At 43.0% G+C, this 11,199-nt stretch carries 16 protein-coding genes; 13 read left to right on the forward strand and 3 right to left on the reverse strand.

Annotated features, from left to right (window positions below; genetic code table 11):
• Window positions 1–350: 350 nt before the first annotated feature.
• On the reverse strand, window positions 351–1,265 hold the full coding sequence (locus ACYTXL_RS33910) for an oxygen-binding di-iron domain-containing protein (protein WP_461928411.1): 915 nt from the start codon (window positions 1,263–1,265) through the stop codon (window positions 351–353).
• A gap of 232 nt (window positions 1,266–1,497) precedes the next feature.
• On the reverse strand, window positions 1,498–2,790 hold the full coding sequence (locus tag ACYTXL_RS33915) for a molybdopterin molybdotransferase MoeA (RefSeq protein ID WP_461928412.1): 1,293 nt from the start codon (window positions 2,788–2,790) through the stop codon (window positions 1,498–1,500).
• Window positions 2,791–3,225: 435 nt separating this feature from the next.
• Between ACYTXL_RS33915 and ACYTXL_RS33920 the strand changes: the two genes are divergently transcribed.
• The 9 genes from ACYTXL_RS33920 (at window position 3,226) to ACYTXL_RS33960 (ending at window position 8,384) form a co-directional block, all read left to right on the forward strand.
• Window positions 3,226–3,807 carry a Uma2 family endonuclease gene (locus ACYTXL_RS33920; RefSeq protein WP_461928413.1) on the forward strand — a complete coding sequence of 194 codons (582 nt, stop codon included), beginning with the start codon at window positions 3,226–3,228 and terminating at the stop codon, window positions 3,805–3,807.
• 589 nt (window positions 3,808–4,396) lie between these two features.
• The gene (locus ACYTXL_RS33925; RefSeq protein ID WP_461928414.1) at window positions 4,397–4,549 is read left to right on the forward strand and encodes a hypothetical protein; all 153 of its coding nucleotides are present in this window, start codon (window positions 4,397–4,399) and stop codon (window positions 4,547–4,549) included.
• Window positions 4,550–4,672: 123 nt separating this feature from the next.
• Entirely contained in the window at window positions 4,673–5,230 is a 558-nt protein-coding gene (locus tag ACYTXL_RS33930; protein ID WP_461928415.1) for an RDD family protein, read from the forward strand.
• 43 nt (window positions 5,231–5,273) lie between these two features.
• On the forward strand, window positions 5,274–5,468 hold the full coding sequence (gene rpmG / locus ACYTXL_RS33935) for a 50S ribosomal protein L33 (protein WP_461928416.1): 195 nt from the start codon (window positions 5,274–5,276) through the stop codon (window positions 5,466–5,468).
• Between the two features lie 2 nt (window positions 5,469–5,470).
• Window positions 5,471–5,686 carry a 30S ribosomal protein S18 gene (gene rpsR / locus ACYTXL_RS33940; RefSeq protein ID WP_094333177.1) on the forward strand — a complete coding sequence of 72 codons (216 nt, stop codon included), beginning with the start codon at window positions 5,471–5,473 and terminating at the stop codon, window positions 5,684–5,686.
• Window positions 5,687–5,810: 124 nt separating this feature from the next.
• Window positions 5,811–7,871: a ribonuclease catalytic domain-containing protein gene (locus tag ACYTXL_RS33945; protein ID WP_461928417.1), complete on the forward strand. Its 2,061-nt coding sequence runs from the start codon at window positions 5,811–5,813 to the stop codon at window positions 7,869–7,871.
• A 56-nt stretch (window positions 7,872–7,927) separates the two neighbouring features.
• On the forward strand, window positions 7,928–8,098 hold the full coding sequence (locus tag ACYTXL_RS33950) for a type II toxin-antitoxin system ParD family antitoxin (protein ID WP_461928418.1): 171 nt from the start codon (window positions 7,928–7,930) through the stop codon (window positions 8,096–8,098).
• Window positions 8,095–8,232, forward strand: a complete 138-nt coding sequence (locus ACYTXL_RS33955) for a hypothetical protein (protein WP_461928419.1) — start codon at window positions 8,095–8,097, stop codon at window positions 8,230–8,232. Before ACYTXL_RS33950 ends, ACYTXL_RS33955 begins: the two co-directional genes overlap by 4 nt.
• Window positions 8,232–8,384 carry a type II toxin-antitoxin system RelE/ParE family toxin gene (locus ACYTXL_RS33960; RefSeq protein ID WP_461928420.1) on the forward strand — a complete coding sequence of 51 codons (153 nt, stop codon included), beginning with the start codon at window positions 8,232–8,234 and terminating at the stop codon, window positions 8,382–8,384. The genes ACYTXL_RS33955 and ACYTXL_RS33960 overlap by 1 nt, the downstream gene beginning before the upstream one ends.
• 165 nt (window positions 8,385–8,549) lie before the next feature.
• Here the strand turns inward: ACYTXL_RS33960 and ACYTXL_RS33965 are convergent, their stop codons facing one another.
• Window positions 8,550–9,083: a GrpB family protein gene (locus ACYTXL_RS33965; RefSeq protein WP_461928421.1), complete on the reverse strand. Its 534-nt coding sequence runs from the start codon at window positions 9,081–9,083 to the stop codon at window positions 8,550–8,552.
• 113 nt (window positions 9,084–9,196) lie between these two features.
• Between ACYTXL_RS33965 and rpmI the strand changes: the two genes are divergently transcribed.
• The 4 genes from rpmI to ACYTXL_RS33985 all read left to right on the forward strand — a co-directional run.
• The gene (gene rpmI, locus ACYTXL_RS33970) at window positions 9,197–9,394 is read left to right on the forward strand and encodes a 50S ribosomal protein L35 (protein WP_292760699.1); all 198 of its coding nucleotides are present in this window, start codon (window positions 9,197–9,199) and stop codon (window positions 9,392–9,394) included.
• Window positions 9,395–9,413: 19 nt separating this feature from the next.
• Window positions 9,414–9,770, forward strand: coding sequence for a 50S ribosomal protein L20 (gene rplT, locus ACYTXL_RS33975; protein WP_229545555.1), 357 nt, complete (start codon window positions 9,414–9,416; stop codon window positions 9,768–9,770).
• Between the two features lie 93 nt (window positions 9,771–9,863).
• On the forward strand, window positions 9,864–10,703 hold the full coding sequence (locus ACYTXL_RS33980) for a transporter substrate-binding domain-containing protein (RefSeq protein ID WP_461928423.1): 840 nt from the start codon (window positions 9,864–9,866) through the stop codon (window positions 10,701–10,703).
• Window positions 10,704–10,804: 101 nt separating this feature from the next.
• A partial coding sequence (locus tag ACYTXL_RS33985) for a tetratricopeptide repeat protein (RefSeq protein ID WP_461928422.1) occupies window positions 10,805–11,199 on the forward strand: 395 nt, incomplete at its 3' end.

Below are 11,199 nucleotides of genomic sequence, written 5' to 3' on the forward strand. Positions count from 1 at the left end.
GTCGTAGGGGCACAGCAATGCTCATGCGTGTCAACTTAAGAAAAAAGTTGCTTTGAGAAGACGTTTTGCCCTCATCCCCTAACCCCTTCTCCCAACTTGGGATTCGGGGAACTAGAGAATTTGCTCCCCTCTCCTAAAAGTGGGAGAGGGGCTGTTCTTGTGAGGGTCAAACCTCGAAAGCATGCCTTGCCTAACTTCTAGGTTAAGTTGACACCAATGAGCATTGCTGTGCCCCTACCGCGTGGTCTATTTACCTGAAAATAGCTGTAAGTATCAACAAATAATTTTATCCCCAGTCCCCAATCCCCATTACTCGTTAACAAGCCTGACTTTTCACGCCTACAATCAACTTAAGAACCAAAGGTTTGCTTCATTTTTAAAAGAAGCTTCGAGATGGACTCCCCGTGAATAATAGAACCATGCATTGTTGCAAGGTACTTAATGGGTAGCTTCTCTATTGCCTCAATCCCCCGAGTGAAGCTTTTGCCTTCAGACATAAACCCGACTTTTTGCTGAAAATTAATGATAGATTCTGTAAGATCCTTTTCGGTAACAGGCTCCTCGAACTGACCAGGATGAGCCGCAAGATCGGAACAAAAAAGGATCTCCTCTTGCGGCTGATAGAATACACAACCCTCCCATCCATGAGGAAAATGAGGAGTTTCAATAAGTATGATATCTCTTTTACCCAAGGAAAGAGCTTTGTTATTCTTAAGAACCGTTGTTGGTCGCAACGCAAAGTCATCCATGTTCGATTGATTCAGAGGACTCACAATTGTTTTGGCTTCCGGAGCCGCTTCAAGCCACTGATTAAGCGCTCCACACTCATCAGCCTCAAGGTGACATAAGGCAATGTAATGAAGTTTTGAAGGGTCGCAGACAGAGGAAACAAGCTGATACGTTTGCTCAAACCAATTTGAGCGACCCGTATGAATAAGCATAGGGCGCTCATCAAGGATAAGGAATTGACTGAAAACGAACTTTTTATTGTTTGAGATAGAAAGCTTATATATACTAGGAACTATCTCATCTATGCGCGTGAAGTTAGGATTGAAATGCGTAAACATTATATTTTGGGGTAAAAAATCTGACAAAATCCAATTTTTGTTCACAATTGCGAATTGTGTTTGTAACTCTATATTATTGGTAGTGGACACGACTTGACTATTGATTGCTTCATCCCGATTAAGCCACTGTTGAAAAATCAAGTTGCGGTCATCATCTGGGTGAAAAAGCAGGTTTACCCGCTCCCGGTTTTTTATCATGTTTTATAAAGGCTCACAAGGCTGGGATTTTCTTGCTAACTTGACAAATCAGCCCTTATTGTTATCGATAAAAACTCACTTTTATTGAGAAGAGACGACGTAGCTTTAAGGCTTCGGGATTTGATGATCCATCGCTCTGGCAAATGTTAAGAAAGATCCGGGTAATGGATAGCCTACAAGGAGAGAGGCTTTGAATTTTCCCCCTTCCCTAGTAGGGAAGTGGGCTAGGGGGTTAGGTCACTCGATGATTTTTCCACATGAGGTGAAAAGTCTGGTTAACAAGCTGCAATACTTGCACCTCTTCTTGTGGGGAAATTAATGTTTTACCTATCGGGAGAACAGCTAAGGCATTGGTTTGAGCTAAATTAATTAAATTGCCGGAACTGTGACTACCACCAGCTTTATGAAATTCGTAAACTCCATCAATTAAATGCAATTTACCCCACAGGTAAGTTTCACGCTTGCCGTCCGATCGCAATTCATCATGCGATCGCACTTTCAAAAATACTGGTTCCCAACCTTCAGTAATTCCCGAAAGTTTCTTGATTGCTGGTAGCACAAACCGCCAAAAAGTTACTAAAACAGCACCAGGGTTTCCTGGTAAACCAAAGTAGAGTGGGGAGACGCCATTAATCGCGTCTCTACTGGGGAATGTGGCGACGGTGAGGGGTTTTCCTGGCTTTATCTGTACAGCCCGAATGTGAATTTTTGCTCTTAATGAGTCGAGAATTTTGTCAACGTAATCATAATCTCCCACTGAGACACCACCAGAAGAGATAACTATATCAGCGATCGCAACGGCGTGGGCAATGACTTTCTCCAAAGCAACTGGATCATCCTTAACAATACCTAAAATTAAGGGTTCTGCCCCACTTTGCTTTACCAAAGCTGCGATCGCATACTGATTAGAATCCACAATTTGCCCTGGTTGCAACGGTTGATCAACTGATACCAACTCATCACCAGTAGAAAAAATTGCTACACGCGGGCGACGATAAACACTTAATTGTAGACATTGTGCTGCTGCCAATACGGCAATTTCTGGGGCATTTAACTTAATTCCTGCTGGTAGTAGTTGTGTTCCAGCTTGATAAAAAGATGCTTTGTGTCTGACAAATTCTTGCGGTTTTGGCGCATCCACGATAAATACGCGGTTTTCCTGCCGATGTGTCTTCTCTTGCATAACTATAGTATCTGCACCTGGTGGCATCACCGCACCTGTGAAAATCCTTGCGGCTTGCCCTGCTTGAATTGTAGACTTGGGCTGATATCCAGCCGGTATCTCTTCCACAATTTCTAAAACAGCTGGTTGTTCGGCGCTGGAGTGCTGCACATCTTCGTACCGAATTGCATAACCATCCATTGCCGAATTATCCCAATGGGGAAAATCTAGCGGACTGGTGACAGGTGTTGCCAAAATGCGACTATCGGCTGCCAATAAATCGACAACTTCTGTATCTCGTTGATCATCCAACGGTTGTACTAAATTTAAAATAATTGCTTGTGCATCGCTGACTGATAACATAGCGATCGCCTCCGACTTTTTACTTTATATCTTGTAAAATAACATTGACCACTCAACCAAGAGAGCATTTTGTCCTCATGATTCTGAGTTTTTGAAAGCTGCCTAATTTTATTGCTTGATTTTGGAGGTTGTTTTTTTGTCTTCTCTATACCCCTAAACGCTTACGTTAAGAGTAATTTGGCTCATCTCTACCAATACCTAATTCTCTTAGCTTGGCTTTGATACTTGCCCAGTCTTGACCACAGTAGTAGTATTTTTTCTCTAGTAAGTTTACCAAATAGTATCCTACCTTCCCGCCATTAATCCGAAATAATTCAATAACAACTTTCTTTTTAGTTGTACCTGCGGCTCAATACACATCAGATCCCCGACTTTTTTAAAAAGTTGGGGATCTACAGCTAAATTTACATTGAGACTCATCATGGAGTAACCTTGATGCTACATATTAAACATAGATTTCAAAGCTTTGAAGAATACCTGTCTTATGATGATGGCACAGATAAACTCTATGAGTTGTTTAATGGAGAGTTAATCGAGATGCCTCCAGAATCAGGAATTAATGTTCAGATCGCCACATTTATATTAATTCAATTTGCATCTCTACTAGATTATAGAAGAGTGCGAGGACATGGTTTAGAACTGGAAGTCAGAGGAGAACCTAGAAACCGTTATCCTGACCTGACAATTATTCGCCAAGAGCATATTCAGCAGTTAGCAAAACGTAATACTATTCGTTTGTCAATGCTACCGCCTCTACTGGTGATTGAAGTAGTTAGTCCAGGAGAATTGCAACGAGATAGAGATTTTATCGCCAAGCGATCGCAGTATCAAGATTGTGGAATTCCTGAATATTGGATTATTGACCCCGAAGCTCAAATTATATTAATATTAGAACTGATTGACAAAACTTACACTGAGATAGGTAACTTTTGTGGTGATGATTTAGTTGTATCGCCGCAATTTAGTCAGCTAAATCTCAAAGTATCACAAATCTTTGATGCAGTAAATCAAGCTTAAAGATAAATTGCGATCGCCTATTTTGGTACGATTGAATTTCCCCTGGGCGATACCTTCTCCTGTCGGAGACGCTCCGCGAACGGTAAGCTTTCCTGCGGAACGCTGCGCGTAGCAAGATCCCTGGAGGAGTACGCTAAGGCAAGTACATAGCTACCAGGCACGTTTCACAAAGATCCAGCAGACAGAATTTTAGTGGCAATTGTGCTTTGCACACACTACGCGATCGCAAGGCGCTACGGGATTTCCTTAGTCACTGTGACGCTAACATTTTGAATTATCCCTTAAAATTAACGTTGATAATCTAATTCTTTGCTCTTAACTAAGCTAGTTCTCTTGTCTGCGGAGAGTGATTTTTTCCTTTGTAGCGATACCACCACATGACAAAGCCAGTAACGAACATTTTTGACCGCGTTAAGCCAGAGTACATCTAAACTCACTACAACTGGTATATCGTTGTTGAAGCAGAAAGTGGAAACTATTTTATTGCTCGTGATCAAGAAGTAGCTATGCAGATGGCACGTATTAAACACCCCGGTACTGTACCATTGTTTCTCTTCCGAATTAATGAAACAGGGGTTTCTGGAACTATATGATACTTGGGTTGTTCGGCAATGATGACGAGCTAGTTTTTGAGATTGAGCTTATTGGTGCAGATGGATTAGAACTACCAGTTGATGTCATATTAGATACAGGGTTCTCTGGCTGGTTGGCTATTGACGAACAAGACTTATTTTATCTTTAAAATCCGCAATTATTTTTTGGCTCTCTTTTTTAAGAAAAATTTTTCAATCTAACATATTTAAACCGCCTCTACCTTAAAAACCGTAGTTTTTTGTTAACCCCTAAATAAAAATACCTGTTTTGTATGACAATCGAACGAGTTCCCCGAAAACACTATCCCAAGGCTGAGATTGCGCGGCGAGGTATGGCATTAGGACTAGATTTCCTTGGTGTCTGGTTAGTCAGTTCCCTACTCGGAAGCAGCAATATCGGTATTCAATTTGTTGAAATCTTAGTTTTCGTAATACTTTGGCTAGTTTTGCGGGTGCTGGTGCCATATAACAATCAAGGGCAAAGTTTAGGGCGTTGGGCGTTCGATTTAAAGGTGTTGGAAGTCGAAGATGGGCAAGTAATGGGCAGAATTCCAGATTTGCTCTCACTGGTAAAGCGAGAGGTGATCGTCGGCTTGGGTGCCCTTTTCGTATCAATTGCCCTAAGCAATATTAGAGCCAATCCCACTGCTATACTGCTAATAATTCCCCTAGCAATTGATTGTGGCACTGCCTTCTCTGATGCCCAGATGCGGCAGGCTTTACACGATCGCTATTGCGGAACTTTCATCGTTTCGTCGCGTCGTGGCTACTCGCTCGATATAAAAATTAAAAGATTAGTTGATAATATGCGGCGGAATGTGAGAAGATAGTCATTTGTGTTAATTCTCTTCAGGCTTCACTGTTTGTAAGATTATGGCTAAGAGTAAAGGTGCCCGTATAATTGTGACACTAGAGTGTACTGAGTGTCGGACAAATTCAAATAAGCGTTCTGCTGGTGTTTCACGTTATACCAGTACAAAGAATCGCCGCAACACCACTAATCGGCTAGAACTGAAAAAGTTCTGCACCCACTGCAATCAACATACCGTTCACAAGGAAATTAAGTAAAGATGAGTTATTTCCGTCGTCGCCTTTCTCCGATCAAGCCAGGAGACCCAATCGATTATAAAGATGTTGATTTATTGCGTAAGTTTGTCACCGAGCGCGGTAAAATACTGCCACGTCGGATTACTGGCCTGACATCTCAGCAACAGCGAGAATTGACATTAGCAATTAAGCGATCGCGGATTGTGGCTTTATTGCCATTCATCAACGCGGAAGGCTAAAAAGAGTGATGAGTTATGAGTAGAGACGCGATTAATCGCGTCTGTACAAAGAGTTAAGAATTAAAACTCCTAACTCCTAACTTAAAACTATTTAAACTGTTCACCAAATTAAAGTGCGAGAGTTGTGGAGAAGGGGACGCTAGTTGAATTTAGGGTTCAAGGCGATCGCCGTCTGGGCATCGTAGAACGTCCAGACGGTAAAACCCGCTGGTTTGTGGTAGATGAACGTGGTCAATCCCACAGCCTCGCGCCTAAACAAATAACCTATACAGTTACCAAAGAGACTTACAAGCCCTCTGGGATTCCCAGCTTTTTGGAGAAAATTAAGCCTTATTTAGATCCATCTAGCTTAGAAATAGCTTGGGAATTACTGGTTGAAGATGGGGAAACAGTCACCCCAGACCAAATGGCGAATTTGCTATTTTCGGAATCAGGCGCGCCTCCTTGTTACGCCGCCTATTGCTTGTTATCAGACGACAAACTCTATTTCAAGCAAAAAGGAGACGGTTACGAGCCGCGAACTGCTGCTCAAGTGGCAGAACGCAAGCACCAGATGGAAGTAGAGGCACTAAAAGCTAAGGGACAGCAGGAATTTTTAACTCGTGTAGAGCAGGCGCTCAAAGGTGAAGCAATCGAGTGGGGACGGCACGATCGCCAGCGCTTAGAAGGACTAGAAAAATATGCAACGCTGCTTGCTGACACTGGGCGGACGGGGGTAAATTATGACTCCTTGGCTCGCGCTTATCCGCCAAGCGTTCCAGTATTAGAAACTATGACTATGCTGGGACGACCAACAACACCCCAAGGAGCCTTTCAACTGTTGGTGGATTTGGGTTGCTGGAGTCCTGATGAAAACTTGTTCCTGCGTCGTTCTTCAATTCCGGTTCAGTTTCCTAATAAGGTATTAGAAGTGGCGCAACAGCGTTTGGATTTCCCGCCGATTGACTCAGATACAAACCGCCTTGATCTGACTCACCTGAAGGTCTACACCATTGATGATGAAACTACCACAGAGATCGACGATGGTCTGAGTTGGGAAGTACTCCCCGATGGACGGGAACGCCTATGGGTGCATATCGCCGATCCCACTCGCTGGTTAGTGCCAGAAGATGAATTAGATTTGGAAGCGAGAAAGCGGGGTAGTACAGTCTATTTACCTACGGGAATGATTCCGATGTTCCCAGAGGTATTGGCAACGGGGCCAATGAGTCTGATCCAGGGACGGGTTTGTTGCGCCCTCAGTTTCGGGATTGTTTTAGGTACAACTGGGGTAGTAGAAGATTACAGCATTCATACCAGCTTGATTAAACCGACTTATCGCCTCACCTACGAAGACGTAGATGAAATGCTGCAATTAAGGGTACAAGCAGAACCAGAAATTGCCGCGATCGCTACTTGGGCAAAGAAGCGCAAAACTTGGCGTTACGCTCAAGGGGCAATTAGCATCACTATGCCCGAAGCGACAATCAAAGTCAAAGATGACGAGATCAACATTGACATTTTGGACGATTCCCCATCGCGGCAGCTGGTAGCAGAAATGATGATTCTTGCCGGTGAAGTTGCGGCTCGTTATGGTAAAGCTCATAACATACCTTTGCCGTTTCGCGGTCAACCGCAACCAGAATTACCTCCAGATGAAGAATTGCTTTTACTTCCGGCTGGATTCGTTCGCGCCTGTGCCATGCGTCGTTGTATGCCCAAGAGTGAAATGAGTATTACGCCTTTGCGTCATGCTGGTTTGGGTTTGGATACTTATACTCAAGCAACCTCTCCCATCCGTCGCTATAGTGACTTACTCACCCACTTTCAAATTAAAGCCCATTTGCGGGGTGAAGTTTTACCATTTTCCGCAGAACAACTAAAAGAAGTAATGATAACTGTCACCAGCATTACCCAAGAAGTGACGATGGTGGAACGACAAACTAATAGATATTATGCTCTAGAGTATTTACGCCGTCATCCAGAGGAAACTTGGGATGTGACAGTGTTGATGTGGCTGCGGGAAGACAGCAACTTAGCACTAATTTTGTTAGAAGATTTGGGCTTGCAGTTACCAATGGTTTTCAAACGTTCTGTAAAATTAGGCGAACAGATATTAGTGAAAGTTAGCCACGCCGATCCCCAAAAAGATATGATCCAATTTCAAGAAGTAATTTATCAAGAAGCCCAAACAGCAGCGAATTAACTTTGCTCCAACCCCTTTCAGTTAGCATATAGAGTAAATCGAATGAGGTAATAATTGTGAATATATCTTTGACCCCAGAACTAGAGCAGTTGGTTAAGGATAAAGTTAATAGTGGTCGGTATCACTCAGTGAGTGAGGTGATGGGTGAAGCATTAAGATTGCTCTCGAATGCGATGCCTGCGGCGGGCTACGCCAACGCATTCGAGAGCAGCGTCTCGCAGAATTGAAAGCTAAAATCCAAGTTGGTATCGAAGAACTCGAACGTGGTGAAGGAATTGATGGTGAAAAAGTATTTGCAGAAATAGAGGAAGACATTCGACGCGCTGAAGCTAAAATGCAACAAGCTGAGGCTGCTAAATAATGAGCAGGTGTATTTTAGCGCCTTCAGCTAGATTAGATTTGAAAGAAATTAGCAGCTATATTACCCGCTTTAATCCTGATGCGGCTCGAAGACTCAATAAAAAAATTATCCAGCAGTGTAAACTGTTGGCTGATTTTCCTAATATAGGGTAAAGTTCCGATAATTTTGGTAACGGTTTACGGAGTTTCCCAGTAGAAGATTACTTGATATTTTATCGTCCCATTGATGGCGGTGTGCAAGTTGCACGGTTGTCAGTGGTTATCGGAATTTAGAGACAGTTTTCTGAAGTGAGGATATTCGCTAAAATTGCATTTAATCTAAACGATTTTCCCCATCTCCTCACACTTTGCTTTTGACATTACAGCCCGAATATACTCATTTTTACCATTGGTATAAGCCTCGCGATCGCTCCGAAAACTTGCCGCCAAATCGCGTTTTAAAGCTTCGTAACGTTTCGCCTCTTCAGGATGCCTTCTCAGATAGTCGCAAAATAGCTTGCGTTCCCAAAATTCGCTCTTCACCTCGACTATGTGAACATGATGAGTACGTTGCTTTCCGTATGGTGGCATTCCTTTCACAAAAAACATCCGTCCAGGATGCGGGTTTTCACGCCAATAAACGTATCCCAAAGATTCTAATATCGGAACAGCAGATTTCGCGTCTATTAAGGAATGTACCCCTACCATGATGTCAATAACTGGTTTAGCTGCCATTCCTGGTACTGCCGTACTGCCAATATGTTCAACTTCCACAACTAAGTTATTGCCTAGTGAGTGCCAAATACGCTCGGCTTCTTGTGCAAACAAAGTCTGCCACTGTGGGTCATATTCGACTATATTTATTTCATCCATAGGTGAAGTTAATTTGATCTATAGCGATCGCGGTTGGTTAAATCCTTTATATAATTTCCATTCAAGCAGTTTTATTAGTATAATAATGGATCGTGTCTAATTAAAGCTAAACCATGCCTAAACTAAAGACTCGTAAAGCAGCAGCAAAGCGATTCCGTGCCACCGGCACCGGCAAAATCGTCCGTCGGAAAGCTTTCAAAAGCCACCTCTTAGAGCACAAATCTTCCAACAAGAAGCGTAGCCTGCGCCAGAGTACACTTGTACATGAACGCGATGAACTCAACGTGCGTTTGATGCTCCCATATTTGTAAGTCCTTCAGGAAATAAGTTATGACACGGGTAAAACGCGGTAATGTAGCTCGGAAGCGCCGCAATAAAATTCTCAAACTAGCTAAAGGTTTTCGCGGTTCCCATTCAACTCTGTTTAGAACCGCCAACCAACAAGTGATGAAGGCGCTACGGAGTGCCTACCGCGATCGCAAAAAGAAAAAGCGCGATTTTCGTCGCCTTTGGATCACTCGGATCAACGCTGCTGCAAGGCAACACGGGTTGAGTTACAGCCAATTGATCGGTAATTTGAAAAAAGCTGATATCCTACTAAATCGCAAGATGTTGGCGCAATTGGCAGTTCTCGATCCAGCTAGCTTCGGCAAAGTTGCGGAATTGGCAAATCAAGCTAAAGGATAAAGGTGGCTAGGGATGTATATAGCGGTTCTCGCTTGAGTGAGGTACAACAACCCCACCCCCAACCCCCTCCCCGCAAGCGAGGAGGGGACTATGATGTACCTTATTATGATTAGCAAACGCTATAACGGATGTAGCAGATGGAAAGTAATTACTCGGTTACATCTGGTATTATCCGCCACTATTTTTTGGATTTTTTGCTTTTCCATAGTAGGGACGGGATTAACTGCATCTGCTGCCCAAATGCCAGAAATTCAGCAGCGAGGCTATCTAACTGTTGCCGTTAAGGATAACTTGCGTCCCTTGGGATTTAGAGATGCTAGTGGCAATTTGCAAGGCTTGGAAATTGACTTAGCACAGCGATTGGCAGTTGATTTGGTTGGTAAAGCCGAGGCTGTCAAATTTAAACCAGTAGCAAATCGCGATCGCTTATCTGTAGTCTTAGACAAGAAAGTTGATTTTGCGATCGCTAGGGTGACAGCTACCGAGTCACGCAGCCGTATAGTTAGTTTCAGTGTTCCCTACTATTTGGATAGCACTGTATTAGTTACAAAAGATGCCTCTGTGCAGCAGTTGAGTGATTTGGCAAAACAAAAAATTGCCGTACTCAACAATTCCAGTACCATTGCGAAAGTGCGGTACTATGTGCCAAATGCCGAGTTGGTAGGAGTGAATTCCTATGACGAAGGGCGAGAGGGAATAGAAAATAATGCCGCCGTAGCTTTTGCCGCAGATGCTAGCGTTCTGAGCGGTTGGGTGCAACAATATTCCCAATATCGGCTACTGGCAATCAAGTTATCAACTGAACCCTTATCTGTAGTCATGCCCAAGGGATTGCAGTACGATGAGTTAAGACGAAATGTGAATAAAGCGATCGCTCGTTACTTAGCAGAAGGTTGGCTCAAACAACGCTCTGAATATTGGGGTTTACCGTAAGTTGGTCATTGGTCATGAGTCATTAGTGAATAACATACGACAAATGACAATAGGCTGATAATAGATTACAGAAGCAAGTTTTAATATTTGTATTTGCAGCAATGGATAATAGTCTAGCCGTTGTTTATCTCTCAATTTTGGTAGGTTTCCTTACACTTGCAGCCGTGGGTGTTTTTCGCCAGATTTTCAAAACTCGCAAGATTGAAGGTTCCTTTGCCAAATTGCGAAAGAAGTTAGAGAAAGAAAAGGGTACGACTCAAGAATATTATGAGTTAGCCAGTATTTATTCAGAAAAAAAATTGTATTCCCAAGCGATCGCGCTGTTTCAAAAAGCTCTGAAAGCTGCCCAAGAAGAGGGAGAAAAAGATATCGCCCCCATTTACAACGGGCTGGGTTATATTTATTTTAGCCAAGAGCAATATGACTTAGCAATTCGTCAGTACAAAGAAGCTCTCAAATCTAAACCAGACTACGTGACAGGGTTAAATAATCTCGG

It is taken from the genome of Nostoc sp. (assembly GCF_054880495.1).

Excerpts from the sequence above, each read along its gene's own strand:
- ACYTXL_RS33915 (WP_461928412.1), bottom strand. The coding sequence starts at position 2,790 with ATGTTATCAGTCAGCGATGCACAAGCAATTATTTTAAATTTAGTACAA.
- ACYTXL_RS33965 (WP_461928421.1), bottom strand. The coding sequence starts at position 9,083 with ATGGATGAAATAAATATAGTCGAATATGACCCACAGTGGCAGACTTTG.
- ACYTXL_RS33960 (WP_461928420.1), top strand. The coding sequence starts at position 8,232 with ATGAGCAGGTGTATTTTAGCGCCTTCAGCTAGATTAGATTTGAAAGAA.
- rpmG (WP_461928416.1), top strand. The coding sequence starts at position 5,274 with ATGGCTAAGAGTAAAGGTGCCCGTATAATTGTGACACTAGAGTGTACT.
- ACYTXL_RS33910 (WP_461928411.1), bottom strand. The coding sequence starts at position 1,265 with ATGATAAAAAACCGGGAGCGGGTAAACCTGCTTTTTCACCCAGATGAT.
- rplT (WP_229545555.1), top strand. The coding sequence starts at position 9,414 with ATGACACGGGTAAAACGCGGTAATGTAGCTCGGAAGCGCCGCAATAAA.
- rpmI (WP_292760699.1), top strand. The coding sequence starts at position 9,197 with ATGCCTAAACTAAAGACTCGTAAAGCAGCAGCAAAGCGATTCCGTGCC.
- ACYTXL_RS33980 (WP_461928423.1), top strand. The coding sequence starts at position 9,864 with ATGTACCTTATTATGATTAGCAAACGCTATAACGGATGTAGCAGATGG.
- rpsR (WP_094333177.1), top strand. The coding sequence starts at position 5,471 with ATGAGTTATTTCCGTCGTCGCCTTTCTCCGATCAAGCCAGGAGACCCA.
- ACYTXL_RS33930 (WP_461928415.1), top strand. The coding sequence starts at position 4,673 with ATGACAATCGAACGAGTTCCCCGAAAACACTATCCCAAGGCTGAGATT.
- ACYTXL_RS33920 (WP_461928413.1), top strand. The coding sequence starts at position 3,226 with ATGCTACATATTAAACATAGATTTCAAAGCTTTGAAGAATACCTGTCT.
- ACYTXL_RS33925 (WP_461928414.1), top strand. The coding sequence starts at position 4,397 with ATGATACTTGGGTTGTTCGGCAATGATGACGAGCTAGTTTTTGAGATT.